Genomic DNA, 15898 nt, shown 5'->3' on the forward strand with positions numbered 1-15898 from the left:
GTTGTTCGGCTCTAATCTTTAATTGCAGGCAATAGTTCGACCCCGTCAAAAAAGACGGTCATCGAAAAATGGGTCCGGGAATGGAAAGGGCGCTATGGTACTGGATGGCAGCCATTTCGTCACGTGTCAAAATAGGCCAAGTTGCCCTGTCACTAGTGTAGCAAAATCATCGTCGATGAAGGGTAAAATTCCCTCCGCAACGGGCTGGAGCTGACGCGTCAGGTAGTGATCGTAATCGAGTGGCGACTGTTGATAATCAACAGGTTCCGGGCCGCTGGTGGTCCAGACATATTTGATTGTCCCCCGGTTTTGATACTGCGGCGCGCGACCCCGGCGCACATTCTCTTCATCCGCCAGACGGGCGGCGCGCACGTGTGGCGGCACGTTGCGCTGGTATTCAGGCAGTGGACGGCGCAGGCGTTTACGGTACACCAGTTGATCGTCCAGCTCACCGGCCATCAGGCTGGCAATGGTTTCGCGTACGTAATCCTGATAAGGCTCATTGCGAAAGACCCGCAGATAGAGCGTTTGCTGGAACTGTTGCGCCAGCGGCGTCCAGTCGGTGCGTACCGTCTCCAGCCCTTTAAAAACCATCCGCTGCGCGTCACCTTCCTGAATCAACCCGGCATAACGCTTCTTACTGCCCTGATCGGTACCACGAATAGTGGGCATTAAAAAGCGAGCAAAATGGGTTTCATATTCCAGTTCTAATGCGCTGGTTAACCGCTCTTTTTGCAAATGTACCTGCCACCAGTCGTTTACGAAGGCCACCAGCGCTTTGCCAATTTGCGCGGCATCATCTTCCGAATGTGCCCCCTTGAGCCACACAAAGGTGGAGTCCGTATCGCCGTAGATGACGTCATAACCCCGGGACTCAATAAGCGCTTTGGTCTGGCGCATAATCTCGTGTCCGCGCATGGTGATTGAGGAGGCCAGCCGTGGGTCGAAGAAACGGCAGGCGCTGGTACCCAGCACGCCATAAAAGGCATTCATGATGATTTTCAGTGCCTGCGAGAGCGGCTTGTTACCGTGACGCTTGGCCTCGTCGCGACCATGCCAGATGCTTCCGACGATTTCCGGCAGGCAGTGTTTCTCGCGTGAGAAATGTGCCCCGAGGAAGCCTTCGGTGCTGTGTTCAGCATCCGGTTGGGCCATGCCCTCAACCAGCCCCACGGGGTCGATCAAGAAGGTGCGGATTATCGACGGGTACAGGCTTTTGTAATCCAGCACCAGAACGGAGTCATACAACCCTGGCCGGGAATCCATAACATAGCCGCCAGGGCTGGCCTGCGGTGGAACCTCCCCGAGGTTGGGGGCGACGTATCCTGCCCGGTGCATCCGCGGAAAATAGAGGTGGCTAAAGGCCGCCACGGAGCCGCCGTGTCGATCGGCCGCGAGGCCGTTTACTGTCGCGCGCTCCAGCAGGAACGGCATAATTTCCGTCTTGTGGAAAATCTGCGTGACCAGCTCGCAATCTTTCAGGTTATAGGTGGCGAGCGCGGGTTTGTCTTCGTTAAAGCGGCGGTCTATTTCATCCATTCTGTCCCAGGGGTTGTCGATAGATTTACCCTCGCCGAGCAGCTCCTGCGCGACGGCTTCCAGAGAGAACGAAGAGAAGTTCCAGAAGGCGGATTTCAGTGCTTCAATGCCGTCGATAATCAGGCGGCCATTAGCCTGGGCGAAGAATACGCCGTTTTTAAATCCATGTTCGCGCCATTCTATTTCCGTGTTGCCACGCCCCAGCATCAGTGGAATTCGGTACCGCTCGGCGTGTTTTTGCAACACCCGCAGGTCAAACTGCACCACGTTCCAGCCGATCAGCACATCGGGGTCGTACTCAGCGAACCACTGATTCAGTTTTTCCAGTAACTGAGGACGGCTGTTGACATACTCAAGCCGGAAATCCAGTGCGGAAGCATCACCATTGGATGGCCCGAGCATATAGACAACCCGATCGCCGCAGCCTTCCAGACCAATGCAGTAAAGTTCCCCATGGCGGGTGGTTTCGATATCCAGAGAGACCCATTTCAGCGGCGGGCGATAGTGCGGGTTGTGCTTCAGGCGTGCATCGACAATTCGGCCGTTTTGCTCGGTGCCATCGACCCAAACAGGTGCGGTAATAAACCGCTCCATCAGAAAACGCTCCGGCGGACGGATATCCGCTTCATAAAGCGTGACGCCCGCTTCACGCAGCAGTTTTTCATAGCGCATTAATTGCCGGTGGGCGCGACAGTAAAGTCCGTAAACCGGTTGCCGGTGAAAATCCTTCAGTTCAAGCGGCGTGATGCGCCAGTTATTTTCGCCGCGCAGCAACTGCTTCGCTTTTTCGACGTGTGCTTCAGGAATAAAGGCCACGGATTCCTGCGGCGGAAGCGTAACGTTCAGCGGGCCGTTGTCCGTTGCCAGCCAGAATGCAACCTCAGTACCCTGAGGGGTATCCCGCCAGTGTCGGGTCAGTAAAAAGCCTTCTTGCGCCTGCGCCACGCCGTTATCCCATAAAACAAAACCAGGCATGATTATAGCCTGGTTGGATAGTTTATGCTGGGTATATATACAGTTTATTGCCCGTAATAGGCCTTCGCGCCGTGCTTGCGCAGATAATGTTTATCCAGCAGGGTTTGCTGCATATCCGGTAACTGCGGTGCCAGCTGGCGACAGAAGATCCCCATATAGGCAATTTCTTCGAGCACTATCGCGTTATGTACTGCATCTTCCGCGTTTTTCCCCCAGGCAAACGGGCCGTGGGAGTGCACCAGAACCCCTGGCATCTGAGCCGCGTCGATTCCCTGCTTTTCAAAGGTTTCGACAATCACGTTACCGGTTTCCCACTCATATTCACCGTTGATCTCTGCATCGGTCATTAAACGGGTGCAGGGAATAGTGCCGTAAAAGTAGTCCGCATGCGTGGTGCCAGTGGCCGGGATGGACTGTCCCGCCTGCGCCCAGATGGTCGCATGGCGTGAATGGGTATGGACAATGCCGCCGATCGTCGGGAATGACTGGTACAGCAGACGGTGAGTTGGCGTGTCGGAGGAGGGCTTTTTCGTTCCTTCCACCACTTCGCCCGTGGCGATACTGACCACGACCATATCTTCCGCCGTCATTACGCTGTAATCGACGCCGGAAGGCTTGATCACAAACACGCCTTTTTCCCGATCAACGGCGCTAACGTTACCCCAGGTCAGGGTCACCAGATTATGTTTCGGCAGCGCCAGGTTGGCTTCGAGCACCTGACGTTTGAGATCTTCTAGCATGCAATCCTCCAGGAAAAGAGGCCCGCCCTGCGGCAGGCCAAAGATTCCCCTGTTAACGTTTTGAACCGTAATAGACTTCGTTCCAGCGCAGCGCGTCTTTGAAGGCTGGCAGGCGGGTATCGTTATCAATCACAGTTAGCTCAATATCGTGCAGTTCGGCGAACTGACGCATGTCGTTGAGATCCAGTGCGTGGCTGAAGACCGTGTGGTGCGCACCACCGGCCAGGATCCAGGCCTCTGACGCGGTTGGCAGGTCAGGCTGTGCTTTCCACAACGCGTTGGCGACCGGCAGTTTTGGCAAGGAGTGTGGTGTTTCAACCGCGTCGACGCAGTTGACCAGCAGGCGGAAACGATCGCCCAGATCGATCAGGCTGGCGTTGATAGCCGGGCCAGTACGCGTGTTGAAGATCAGACGCGCCGGATCGGCTTTGCCACCAATACCGAGGTATTGCACATCGAGGATCGGTTTCTCTTCGACAGCGATTGAAGGACACACTTCCAGCATGTGCGAGCCGAGCACCAGATCGTTGCCGCTCTCGAAGTGGTAGGTGTAATCCTCCATAAAGGAGGTGCCGCCCTGCAGACCGGTTGACATCACTTTCATGATGCGAAGCAGAGCGGCAGTTTTCCAGTCGCCTTCGCCCGCAAAGCCGTAGCCCTGCTGCATAAGACGTTGTACTGCCAGTCCAGGCAGTTGTTTCAGACCGTGGAGATCTTCAAACGTGGTGGTGAAAGCGTGGAAGCCGCCCTGTTCCAGGAAACGCTTCATACCCAGCTCAATGCGCGCGGCATCCAGCACGTTCTGACGTTTGTCGCCGTGGATCTGCGCGGCGGCGGTCAGCCGGTAGCTGCTTTCGTACTCATCCACCAGCGCGCTCACGTCACCATCGCTGATTTCATTCACCACCTGTACCAGGTCGCCCACGGCCCAGGTATTCACGGAGAAACCGAACTTGATCTGCGCGGCCACTTTGTCGCCGTCGGTTACCGCGACTTCACGCATGTTGTCGCCAAAACGCACCACTTTCAGGTGGCGGGTATCCTGTTTCGATACAGCCTGACGCATCCAGGAGCCAATACGGCCTTGCGCATGTTGATCCTGCCAGTGGCCAGTCACGACGGCGTGCTGCTGACGCATACGCGCGCCGATGAAGCCAAACTCACGGCCGCCGTGCGCGGTCTGGTTCAGGTTCATAAAGTCCATGTCGATGCTGTCCCACGGCAGGGAAGCGTTAAACTGGGTATGGAACTGCAGCAGCGGTTTATTGAGGATCGTCAGGCCATTGATCCACATTTTGGCAGGCGAGAAGGTATGCAGCCACACCACCATCCCGGCGCATTTATCGTCGTAGTTGGCGTCGCGGCAGATGTGAGTGATTTCATCCGGCGTGGTGCCCAGCGGTTTCAGCACCAGTTTGCACGGCAGTTTAGCTTCTGCATTCAGCGCGTTAACGACATGTTCCGCGTGTTTCGTCACCTGTTTCAGTGCTTCCGGCCCGTACAGATGCTGGCTGCCAATCACAAACCACACTTCATAATTATTAAAAATGGTCATCGTCGTGTCCTTAATGTGTCAGGGTTGCCGTAGTGTCCGCGGTACTTTTGGCCGGGGCGGCGACAGGGAGATAGTGGAGTTCGGCGCTTTTTGCCCATTGCTGGTAGCGCTGATAAAGCTGTTCAAAGCGCTGCGCCTGCGAAGCGCGCGGCTGAAGCGTGTTTTCGACGGCGCTCGCCATATGCTGCTGTGCAGCCGGAATATCCGCGTGAACACCCGCGGCGACGGCGGCGAAAATTGCCGCGCCCAGTGCGCAGCACTGATCGGAGGCCACAATCTGCAACGGACGGTTCAGTACATCGCAGCAGGCCTGCATGATCACCGGGTTTTTACGGGCGATACCGCCCAGCGCCATCACGTTGTTCACGTCGATGCCCTGTTCGGTGAAGCACTCCATAATGGCGCGAGCGCCAAACGCGGTGGCGGCAATCAAACCGCCAAACAGCGCAGGGGCGTCGGTTGCCAGGTTGAGATCGGTAATCACCCCTTTCAGGCGCTGGTTAGCAAACGGCGTACGGCGGCCGTTGAACCAGTCCAGCACCACCGGGAGATGATCGAGAGACGGATTTTTTGCCCAGGCGTCCGTGAGTTGTGGCAGGAGCTGTTTTTTGCTCTCGGCTATCTGGGTTTTCAGTTCAGGATGCGCTGCTGCCAGTTGATCCAGCGGCCAGTTCAGCACTCGGCCAAACCAGGCGTAGATATCACCAAACGCGGACTGACCCGCTTCCAGACCGATGAAGTCCGGCACCACGCTACCGTCAACCTGGCCGCAGATGCCTTTTACTGCGCGGTTGCCAACGGTGGTTTTATCGGCCGTCAGAATGTCGCAGGTCGAGGTGCCGATCACTTTCACCAGCGTATTGGGTTGTGCACCCGCGCCGACAGCACCCATATGGCAGTCAAACGCGCCGCCGGAGATGGCCACATTCTGTGGAAGCCCGAGACGCTTCGCCCACTCTTCGCAGAGCGTGCCGACAGGAATATCAGCGGTGAAGGTGTCGGTAAACAGCGGATATGTCAGGCTCTTGTTGATGATCGGGTCGAGTTCATCGAAGAACGCAGCCGGAGGCAGGCCGCCCCAGCTTTCGTGCCACAGGGATTTATGCCCGGCGCTGCAGCGTCCGCGACGGATATCCTGCGGGCGAGTGGTGCCGGAGAGCAGAGCGGGAACCCAGTCGCACAGTTCAATCCAGGAGACGGCCGCCTGGGCAACCGATGCGTCTGCGCGGGTAACATGCAGGATCTTGGCCCAGAACCATTCGCTGGAGTAAATGCCGCCAATGTAGCGCGAGTAATCTGTTTTACCCGCTTGATGGCACAAGCGGGTGATCGCTTCGGCCTCTTCCACGGCAGTATGGTCTTTCCACAGCACGAACATGGCGTTCGGGTTGTCGGCAAACTCAGGGCGCAGCGCCAGCACGCGGCCTTCCGCATCCACAGGGGCTGGCGTGGAGCCGGTGCTGTCGACGCCAATCCCGACAATCTCTGCCCGCTGAGCGTCAGTCAGTTCAGCGAGAACGGTTTTGATTGCCGCTTCCATTGACTCAATGTAGTCACGCGGGTGGTGACGGAACTGGTTATTTGGCGCATCGCAGTAGCGCCCCTCTTGCCAGCGCGGGTACCACTCAACGCTGGTTGCTATCTCCTGGCCAGACGTACAGTCCACTGCCAGCGCGCGAACCGAGTCGCTGCCAAAATCGAGGCCAATCGCAATTGCCATGGTGTTGCTCCATCAAAAAAACAGGTATGGAAGAACATTAGAGACTGGGGGCGAAAATCGTCAGGCAGGATCCGCTAATCTTATGGACTAAATTGCTGTTGCGATGGAAAGTGTGACGCTGTGCAAATATTCAATGTGGACATTTCTGCCGCACTTATAGACACTTTTGTTACTGGTTATCTGCCTGCTCTGGCGGAGAAATCAGGGGGAAAGGCTGAAACATGGCGGACGTAAAAGCGGCGTGATGCTTTTTGGATCTTTTCGCGGGCCATTTTTAACCTGCTTTTTATGATATGGACAATTGGTTTCCTTCAGGACCCTTGGGAGAACTGAATCTATGGCCGAAACGCAAAACGATCCTTTGCTGCCGGGATACTCGTTTAACGCGCACCTTGTGGCGGGACTGACCCCTATCGAGGCTGAGGGATACCTCGACTTTTACGTCGACCGTCCGCTTGGGATGAAAGGGTATATCCTCAACCTGACCGTGCGTGGGGAAGGGATCATCAAGAACGGTGACCAGCAGTTTGTCTGCCGCCCCGGCGATATTCTGTTGTTTCCACCTGGGGAGATCCACCACTACGGACGTCACCCGGATGCAAAAGAGTGGTATCACCAGTGGGTCTACTTCCGTCCGCGCGCTTACTGGCAGGAGTGGCTTTCCTGGCCTGCGATTTTTGCACATACCGGTTTTTACCGACCGGATGATGTCCATCTGGCTCAGTTTCGCGAGCTTTTTGCCCAGATCATTGAAGCGGGGCAGGCAGGAGGACGTTATGCCGAACTGCTGGCGATTAACCTGCTTGAACAACTGCTGCTGCGGCGTATGGAGGCCATTAACGAATCGCTTAACCCTCCGCTGGATAACCGCGTGCGCGACGCCTGCCAGTACATCAGTGACCATCTGGCAGATAGTCAGTTTGATATCGCCAGCGTTGCTCAGCACGTCTGTCTGTCTCCGTCGCGGCTGTCGCATCTTTTTCGCCAGCAGCTTGGCGTCAGCGTGCTGAGCTGGCGTGAGGACCAGCGTATCAGTCAGGCGAAGCTGTTACTCAGCACCACCCGGATGCCGATTGCCACCGTGGGGCGTAACGTGGGCTTTGAAGATCAACTTTATTTCTCTCGTGTGTTCAAAAAATGCACGGGTGCCAGCCCCAGTGAATTCCGCGCGGGTTGTGAATAAACGGTAAAAAAAGATAAACAAACAGGTGAACTGTGGAAGCAACCTGTAAACTATTCAGACAATTGATGCCTTGACGCGGTGCGGGGCGCTAAGCAGAATCGCTGATTCGTTTTCTGACCGGAATAGTTATGCAGGCTTTGCTGGAACACTTTATTACCCAGTCCGTTATGTACTCGCTCATCGCCGTGGCGCTGGTAGCGTTTCTGGAATCACTGGCGCTGGTCGGGTTAATTCTGCCCGGCACCGTGATGATGGCTGGGCTTGGCGCGCTGATTGGCAGCGGTGAGGTCAACTTCTGGCAGGCGTGGCTGGCTGGGATTATCGGCTGCCTGCTGGGCGACTGGATCTCCTTCTGGCTGGGCTGGCGCTTTAAGAAGCCGCTGCACCGCTGGTCGTTCATGAAAAAGAACAAAGCCTTGCTGGATAAAACCGAACATGCGCTGCATCAGCACAGCATGTTTACCATCCTGGTGGGACGCTTTGTCGGGCCGACGCGTCCGCTGGTGCCAATGGTCGCCGGGATGCTGGATCTTCCAGTCACAAAATTTGTTGTGCCGAATATTATCGGCTGTGTCTTCTGGCCGCCGTTTTACTTCCTGCCGGGGATCCTCGCGGGGGCGGCTATTGATATTCCTGACGGTATGCAAAGCGGTGAGTTTAAGTGGCTATTGCTGGCGACTGCTCTGCTGCTGTGGATCGCCGCATGGCTGTGCTGGCGACTGTGGCGCAGCGCAAAAGCGAATATTGATCGTCTGACGCGCTACCTGCCTCGCTCACGCCTTTTGTGGCTTGCGCCGTTGACGCTCGGTATAGCCGTAGTGGCGCTGGTGGCGTTGATCCGCCACCCGCTGATGCCGGTGTATGGCGAGATTTTATTGAAGGTCGTCAGCCGTTAACTAATACCCAGAAGCTGTGATGCGCTCGCTTTACCACTTACCAGTGCTTCCGTTTCGCCATCCCATAAAATGCGACCCTCCGCGATCACCACCGATCGCGGAGCAATCCTCGCGGCATCCTCAATACTGTGCGATACCATCAACATGGTGAGCTTCTGACGCTGGCAGACCTCCTGTACCAGAGCCAGCATCTCCTGGCGCAGCGCCGGGTCAAGCGCAGAGAATGGCTCATCCAGCAACAGAACAGGCTGCTCGCGTACCAGACAACGCGCCAGCGCGACACGCTGGCGCTGACCGCCGGAAAGCTCCCCTGGCAGACGGTCGATAAACCCGGTGATCCCCATCTGCCCGGCAATGAGCTCCAGCTTCTGGCGTTGGGTATCGTTCAGTTTTAAACCCGGATCCATCCCCAGGCCGATGTTCTGCCGTACGGTAAGATGGGTGAAAAGATTATTTTCCTGAAACAGCATCGACACCGGGCGCCGGGCGGGGGGCGTGCGGGTGTGATCGTGGTTTTCAATGATTATTGACCCGCTTGCCGGTTGCAGAAACCCGGCTATCAGATTGAGCAACGTGCTTTTTCCTGCTCCACTTGGGCCCAGAACCGCAATCATCTCTCCCTGGCGGGCAGAAAGCGTGAAGCGCATTGGCAGGTGCTGGTAGAGCCAGGTTACATCAATCAGTTTTAACATCACGCCCCGGAAGTTTTTCGATAACAGTAAATAAGGCAAAGCAGAGTAGCAGCAGTAAGAGTGCCGTGACGGCGCCGTCCTGGCTACGGTAAGAGCCGATCTGCTGGTACAGCCAGTATGGCAGTGTGCGGAAATCTTCATTGCCGAAGAGCGCGACTACGCCAAAATCACCAATTGAGAGCACACAGGCGAAAGCCAGCGCCTGTGCCAGCGGGCGTTTTAGTGCCCGCAATTCGACCACTCTTAACCGTTGCCAGCCCTGAATGCCAAGTGACTGACACAGCAGAGCGTAGCGGCTATTAACGTCGCGCATCGGGTTTTCCAGTACCTTCAGGGCATAAGGGATCGCCATCAGGGCATTGGTAAATATCACAATGCCGTCGGCACTTTCCGGCAGACCCACGGTGCTGTTGAAAAGTAGAAAGAATCCTGTCGCCAGTACTATTCCTGGCATGGCCAGAATCAGCATACCTGTTAGCTCCAGCGCCTGTCCGGCTTTACGGGCATGGCAGGCATAAAGCTCGCGGCTACTCCACAGCAGCATCATGGTCAGTATGACGCACAGCAGCCCGGCGGCCAGCGCAATGCGCAGTGAAGTCCAGGTTGCTTGCCAGAGCACGGACTGCTGCAACACGGACAGGAGATTGAGGTTCAGGCCATCGACGATAACGGCCATCAGCGGCGGCAGCAACAGCAGCAGCGCCAGCGTAATAAGCAAAACATCGGTGATACGGCTACGCAGGCTGTCCTGGGGATCGCGCCAGCCTGCTATCTGGTTACTGCCCGGTGGAATGGCTTTACTCAGACGCTGACTCAGCAGCACCAGTACAAGACAGCACATCATCTGAACTATCGCCAGCAGCGCGGCCCGACCAGGATCGTAGTCGTAACTTAGCGCCTGATAGATTGCCAGCTCAATGGTTGTTGCCTGCGGTCCGCCCCCCAGTGAAAGCACGGTAGCGAAGCTGGCAAAGCAGAGCATGAAGATCAGTGCGGCAACAGGCGGGATTTGGCGGCGCAACCACGGCCACTCAACAAAGCGGAAGAAAGACCAGCCGCGCATGCCCAGCTGTGCCGCAAGCTGGCGTTGTTCGCCGGGGATATTTTCCAGCGCCTGTAAAAAGAGCCGGGTCGCCATCGGCATATTGAAAAAGACATGCGCCAGCAAGATGCCTTTAAGCCCGTATGGCGAGAAATGCCACTCCAGACCGAGCAGGCCGAACAGTGAAGCCAGCCAGCCCTGACGACCATAAACGCTCAGGATGCCAAACACGGCTACCAGCACGGGCAGGATCAGCGTCATGGCGCACAGGCGCAGCAGCGCCTGCCTGCCAGGGAAACGCCGGCGATAAAGCGCACGAGCAAGGAAAATGGCGGGGATCACCGACAGCAGGGCAGAGAGAAACGCCTGCCAGAAAGAAAAACGGATAACGTGCCAGAGATAGCTGTCGTGCCAGAGGGAGAGCAGGTCACTCTCTGGCGCGTTCAACCACAATGCAAGAAAAGCGCCCAGGCTGACCGCCACCATCAGCATGGCGGCGAGCAGCCCAGGAATTAACCAGCCGGGAATTAGCGGCTGACGGCGCGTTGCCATTCACTTACCCATGCTGCACGCTGCGAAGCGACCTGTTGCGGCGTAAACTCCAGAGACGTTTGCGGTTTGGTCAGCTGCTCGAAACCTGCTGGCAGTGCTACGTTGGTCACGGGATACATCCAGTTACCCGCTGGAATGGCATTCTGGAATGCCGGTGAAACCATAAATTTCAGGAACTTCTCGGCAAGTTCTGGCTGTTTGCTGGCCGCGGTAAGCGCAGCCACTTCCACCTGCAGGTAATGGCCTTCAGCGAAATTGGCCGCGGCATAGTTATCTTTTTTCTCAGCGATGATGTGGTAGGCCGGGGAGGTGGTGTAACTCAGTACCAGGTCGCTTTCCCCTTTCAGGAACAGGCCGTAGGCTTCACTCCAGCCTTTCGTCACGGTGACGGTTTTGGCGGCCAGTTTCTGCCACGCTTCCGGTGCTTTATCACCGTAGACTTTCTGCATCCACAGCAGCAGACCCAGCCCCGGAGTACTGGTGCGAGGGTCTTCATAAATGACGCGCCATTTCTGATCGCTTTCCACCAACTCCTTCAGGCTTTTCGGTGGGTTCTTCAGCTTGTTTTTATCGTAAACAAAGGCAAAGTAGCCGTAGTCGAACGGAACGAAAGTGTCATTTTTCCAGCCACCCGGAACGTTGACGGCATCTGCTGCTACGCCACTTTTGGCAAACAGTTTGGTCTGCGAGGCAGCTTCCAGCAGGTTGTTATCCAGCCCGAGCACCACATCAGCTTTACTGTTTTTCCCTTCCATACGCAGGCGGTTGAGCAGCGAGACGCCATCTTCCAGCGCCACGAATTTCAATTCGCAGTTACAGTCCGCTTCAAAGGCTTTTTTCACCACCGGGCCAGGGCCCCAGTCAGCAGAGAAGGAGTCGTAGGTGTAGACCGTCAGAACGGGCTTCGCAATAGCAGGCAGCGCGAACAGCGCCAGCAGGGGGAGAACTTTTTTTAACACTTTGCACCTCAGGGTTGAGTGGCAAAGGATTTTGAGCAACAGCCTCAAATCCCTTCGCCGGCGTTATCCGGATCAGGTTCGACGGGTATTATCTCAGCGCACATCAGTGATGCAGCACCCCGTTGAGAACGGCGCTATTGTAATGATTTGGTGAATATTGCGAAAGCGTTATGGCTCCGGCGGGGCAAACCAGGCGGATTTAAAATCAAACCAGCCTAAGGTGTTCATCCGCAGTCCGCGCATACTGCGCTGACCCTGAATCATCAACCAGTGGTGGATCAGCGGTACAATCGCCTGCTGCGCGAGCAGTTGCTGGCACCACGAGGCCAGGTTCATCTCACCTGCTCGCCACTGGGCGGCATCCTGCTGCCAGTCGCGTTCGATGCAGTGCTGGATCAGCGGCACCTCATACAGGTGAGAGAACAGTGAGAAATCGAGCGGAAGGGTGAAGTTGGCGCTGTTCAGCCAGATATCACTGACAATATCTCCGCGGTGCCATTCATCATAATCGACCTCCTGAATGTCGAGATGAACGCCTTCAGCCTCCAGCAGTTTGCTCATGATCCGGGCGATAAAGCGGTGTTCCACATGGTCACGGTAATAGGTCAACGTGATCGACTCCAGCCCGGCAGGCTTTTCACCGTGAACCGGTCGGGCGTGATGCCAGCGCGGGAGCAGGCCGTAGGCCGGGAACCAGTATGTCTGGTATTGCTCTTCCGCCTGATAAATAAGGTTAGCCGGAGAGAGAACGTGGCTAACCCACCTGCGTACCTCGCGACTGGCACCGCGATGGCTACGGGCGTCAAACAGCAGGTAATAGCAGCCCTCTTCAAGACGGCTTTCAACCGCTTTTTCCCCTTCGGTTGGCCCTTCCAGCGTTAAGCCGCAGCTCAACTCTTCGCTGATGTCAGGCAGAACCCAGACGTTGACTTCGTCGATCAACGCACGATAGCCAAAGTAGTCGTCAAAGGCGCGAATTTTAAGCTGGTTGCTGGTATTGCGCGTCACTGCGTAAGGACCCGTCCCTACGGGCTGGCTGGCAAAATGGGGCAGAGATGCCCATTCGCGTGGCAGGATCATCGACGGAACATAACCCATTAGCCACGGTAGCCACTGGTCGGGCTCGGACAGTTCGATGTCAACAGTCCATGCTGTCGGGGAGTGGATCCGCGAGACATGGGCATACAGAGGAAGGGCGCGTGCGCGTTGAAGAGAGTCAATGACGTCGCTCATCTCCAGCTCGCGGCCGTGGTGAAAGTGGATGCCAGGCCGTAAAAAAAAGCGCCAGTGAAGTGGGGAAAGTTGCTGCCAGTGGTGCGCAATATCTGCTTCCAGTTCCCCATTTTCCTCATTTATGCGTGTCAGGCCGCTGAATATTTGTCGGGCCATATGGGTTTCAGAACGACGTAACGCGGTGCCTGGTAAAAGATTTTTCATTGGCCGATAGTAGAGCACCCGCAGGATGTGTCGGCCCTGACGAAAACTGCGTCCCAGGTGTGAAACCAGCATCTGGCGTACGGCCGCTTTGTCACCGACCAATTGCACCAGTTGATCGATTCGGTCCTGCTCCAGCAAATCTTCTGCACGCTGCTGCTGTAGCGCCAACCCGGTATAGAGAAAGGTCAGACGTGAGCGTTTACCGCGTCCCGCCTCTGCTTCCCAGCTCAACCAGCCCTGCTGTTGCATGGTGTTAAGCAGGGTACGCATATGGCGGCGAGAACAGCTGAGCAGGTCAGCCAGCTCGTTCAGCGTGGTCTCCTTCGATTGCCCCTCACAGCACTGCCAGAGGCGGATAAATTGTTGTTGCAGTCGACCGGAAGGCATAAAAGAGGAACTCCTGATAAAAAATCAGCAATTTATTAATCCCTATATTAAGCCAATAATACTTCTCGATGAAGTGAGGAGGTAAATTATGAAGAGGTCTACCACACGTCAGTTTTATCAGCTCTATTTTTCAGCGACAAAAGGAACGTCCTGGCTGGCCCGTCAGTGTGCAGAGCAACGGCTGAAAATTCTGGAAGACCTGATGCAGTGGGACGTTACGAAAGCGGCCTCTTCTCGCTGACTCGCCTCGATCATGTGTGACTGAGTATTGGTGCTTATCACCCGCCAGCAAAATGTTTTTGCTGGCTTTTTTCGTTTATTCTTTCACCCGATTTTGATTCGCTTTCACAAGGATTTGCGCATGCTCTGGTTGATGACAATGGGGCGACGCCTGAATGGTGTCTACGCCGCTTTTATGCTGGTGTCCTTTATGATGGGCGTTGCGGGGGCGTTACAGGCGCCGACGCTGAGTCTGTTTCTCAGCCTGGAGGTAGGGGCGCAGCCGTTCTGGGTTGGCCTGTTTTATACCGTCAATGCTATTGCCGGGATTCTGGTCAGCCTGGGGCTGGCGAAACGATCGGACAGCAAGGGCGATCGCCGTAAACTGATCCTCTTTTGCTGCGCGATGGCCGTTGGCAACGCATTACTCTTTGCCTTTAATCGTCATTATCTGACGCTCATCACCTGCGGCGTGCTGCTGGCGTCACTGGCCAATACCGCCATGCCGCAGCTGTTCGCACTGGCGCGTGAGTATGCCGACAATTCCGCGCGGGAAGTGGTGATGTTCAGCTCGGTGATGCGTGCTCAGCTTTCCCTGGCGTGGGTTATTGGCCCGCCTCTGGCCTTCATGCTGGCGTTGAACTACGGCTTCACCACTATGTTCTCCATCGCGGCAGGTATTTTTGCGATAAGCCTGGTGTTGATTGCTTTCGCGCTGCCGTCCGTGGCGCGTGTTGAGCAGACAACGGACAAACCCATCACTCAGGTGAGCGGCTGGCAGGACAAAAATGTCCGCATGCTGTTTATCGCCTCCACACTAATGTGGACCTGCAACACTATGTACATTATCGACATGCCGCTGTGGATCAGCAGCTCCCTGGGGCTGCCGGATAAGCTCGCAGGGATCTTAATGGGAACCGCGGCCGGGCTGGAAATTCCGGCGATGATTCTGGCGGGTTACTACGTTAAGCGTTTCGGAAAGCGTCGGATGATGATCGTAGCTGTGGCGGCTGGGGTGTTGTTTTACGCAGGGTTGATTCTTTTCCATTCGCGCGAAGCGCTACTGGCGCTGCAACTATTTAACGCTGTGTTTATTGGGATTATTGCCGGAATAGGCATGCTCTGGTTCCAGGATTTAATGCCTGGCCGTGCGGGCTCGGCGACCACGCTATTTACCAACAGTATTTCCACCGGGGTGATTCTGGCGGGGGTGATTCAGGGGGCGCTGTCGCAAAGCTATGGTCATGCGTCGGTCTACTGGATGATTGCGGCGATTTCGTTGGTTACGCTTGGGCTGACCTGCCGCGTAAAAGACGTATGATCGGATGAATGAACGGAGCCCGGGTCTCCGGGCTCATCAAACCTGTCTATTCTGAATACTGATATTTACGCTGTGCGCGTAAAGTCAGGTACATATGCATGAGGCCCATAAAGCCGTGTGCCCAGAAGTAGGTCTCAATAAAGACCGTCAGGAATTTATGCAAATCTAAGACGGATTCCGTGACGGACGAAACCGGCCCAAGCGTGGCATTCAGCACGAACCAGGCCGCTCCGCAGATTGCAACGCCGAGCAGCGCCAGCACACCTAAACCTTGCACAGTTGCCGCCATACCGCCAGCGTGAGCATCAGGAAGCTGACGTTGCATGAGGGTACGAATATCATCAACGATTCCGCTGAAGTCCAGTGCCAGCCACGCGAAGTAATACTTGAATCCGCGCTGGGTTAACATCCACGCCATCATGGCAATACCACAGAAAATTAAACCAAAGCCTGAAATAACATGAACCCAGGTGACAATCGCGTTCAGACCCGATTCGCCAAGTGCTTCACTTTCAGTAAAGTTGGAATTGATAATCTGGGCCAGCACCAGTACTGCAACAAGAATGTGCAGTATTCGAAGAAAAGGGGTTTCTTTATGGGGAAGCGTATTACGTAGCGTTGGATTCATCGCTTTTTACCTCAATGATGAGAGAGCTGATGCGATGCAGTGTGACGCAAATT

At 55.8% G+C, this 15898-nt stretch carries 13 protein-coding genes and 1 riboswitch; of the genes, 4 read left to right on the plus strand and 9 right to left on the minus strand.

Annotated features, from left to right (window positions below; genetic code table 11):
• Nucleotides 1-126 precede the first annotated feature (126 nt).
• Genes polB through araB form a run of 4 tightly spaced genes read right to left on the minus strand, consistent with a single transcriptional unit; the run spans nt 127 to nt 6529 of the window.
• Nucleotides 127-2514: a DNA polymerase II gene (gene polB, locus V6E55_RS04020; protein ID WP_316942222.1), complete on the minus strand. Its 2388-nt coding sequence runs from the start codon at nt 2512-2514 to the stop codon at nt 127-129.
• A gap of 44 nt (nt 2515-2558) precedes the next feature.
• Nucleotides 2559-3254: an L-ribulose-5-phosphate 4-epimerase gene (gene araD / locus V6E55_RS04025; RefSeq protein WP_129996700.1), complete on the minus strand. Its 696-nt coding sequence runs from the start codon at nt 3252-3254 to the stop codon at nt 2559-2561.
• A 52-nt stretch (nt 3255-3306) separates the two neighbouring features.
• Nucleotides 3307-4809, minus strand: a complete 1503-nt coding sequence (gene araA / locus V6E55_RS04030; protein WP_316942223.1) for an L-arabinose isomerase — start codon at nt 4807-4809, stop codon at nt 3307-3309.
• A 10-nt stretch (nt 4810-4819) separates the two neighbouring features.
• Complete coding sequence (gene araB / locus V6E55_RS04035) at nt 4820-6529, minus strand: ribulokinase (protein WP_316942224.1); 1710 nt, start codon at nt 6527-6529, stop codon at nt 4820-4822.
• A 337-nt stretch (nt 6530-6866) separates the two neighbouring features.
• Between araB and araC the strand changes: the two genes are divergently transcribed.
• Together araC and V6E55_RS04045 are read left to right on the plus strand one after the other, a co-directional pair.
• Nucleotides 6867-7712 (plus strand): arabinose operon transcriptional regulator AraC, encoded by an 846-nt coding sequence (araC, locus tag V6E55_RS04040; RefSeq protein ID WP_108089555.1) that lies wholly within the window; start codon nt 6867-6869, stop codon nt 7710-7712.
• A gap of 128 nt (nt 7713-7840) precedes the next feature.
• Nucleotides 7841-8608 (plus strand): DedA family protein, encoded by a 768-nt coding sequence (locus V6E55_RS04045; protein WP_028016661.1) that lies wholly within the window; start codon nt 7841-7843, stop codon nt 8606-8608.
• On the opposite strand, the gene thiQ is transcribed toward V6E55_RS04045, so the two are convergent.
• The 4 genes from thiQ to sgrR all read right to left on the minus strand — a co-directional run bounded on the left by thiQ (nt 8605) and on the right by sgrR (nt 13677).
• Nucleotides 8605-9300: a thiamine ABC transporter ATP-binding protein ThiQ gene (thiQ, locus tag V6E55_RS04050; protein WP_316942225.1), complete on the minus strand. Its 696-nt coding sequence runs from the start codon at nt 9298-9300 to the stop codon at nt 8605-8607. The two genes, V6E55_RS04045 and thiQ, sit on opposite strands and share 4 nt — an antisense overlap.
• Entirely contained in the window at nt 9284-10894 is a 1611-nt protein-coding gene (gene thiP, locus V6E55_RS04055; protein WP_316942226.1) for a thiamine/thiamine pyrophosphate ABC transporter permease ThiP, read from the minus strand. The genes thiQ and thiP overlap by 17 nt, the downstream gene beginning before the upstream one ends.
• Nucleotides 10870-11853 carry a thiamine ABC transporter substrate binding subunit gene (thiB, locus tag V6E55_RS04060; protein ID WP_316942227.1) on the minus strand — a complete coding sequence of 328 codons (984 nt, stop codon included), beginning with the start codon at nt 11851-11853 and terminating at the stop codon, nt 10870-10872. Before thiB ends, thiP begins: the two co-directional genes overlap by 25 nt.
• Before the next feature lie 31 nt (nt 11854-11884).
• A riboswitch (TPP riboswitch) is annotated at nt 11885-11985 on the minus strand.
• Between the two features lie 36 nt (nt 11986-12021).
• A complete protein-coding gene (gene sgrR, locus V6E55_RS04065; RefSeq protein WP_316942228.1) occupies nt 12022-13677 on the minus strand; it encodes an HTH-type transcriptional regulator SgrR in 1656 nt (551 codons plus the stop codon).
• 88 nt (nt 13678-13765) lie between these two features.
• Here sgrR and sgrT point away from each other — a divergent pair, with 88 nt between their 5' ends.
• On the plus strand, nt 13766-13918 hold the full coding sequence (sgrT, locus tag V6E55_RS04070) for a glucose uptake inhibitor SgrT (protein ID WP_114979080.1): 153 nt from the start codon (nt 13766-13768) through the stop codon (nt 13916-13918).
• Nucleotides 13919-14038: 120 nt separating this feature from the next.
• Nucleotides 14039-15217 carry a sugar efflux transporter gene (locus V6E55_RS04075; protein ID WP_316942229.1) on the plus strand — a complete coding sequence of 393 codons (1179 nt, stop codon included), beginning with the start codon at nt 14039-14041 and terminating at the stop codon, nt 15215-15217.
• Nucleotides 15218-15263: 46 nt separating this feature from the next.
• Here the strand turns inward: V6E55_RS04075 and V6E55_RS04080 are convergent, their stop codons facing one another.
• Nucleotides 15264-15845, minus strand: coding sequence for a cytochrome b/b6 domain-containing protein (locus V6E55_RS04080; protein ID WP_316942230.1), 582 nt, complete (start codon nt 15843-15845; stop codon nt 15264-15266).
• Nucleotides 15846-15898 lie beyond the last annotated feature (53 nt).

Origin of the sequence: Enterobacter sp. 342, from assembly GCF_036663495.1 — a bacterium.
Taxonomy (GTDB): Bacteria; Pseudomonadota; Gammaproteobacteria; order Enterobacterales; family Enterobacteriaceae; genus Enterobacter.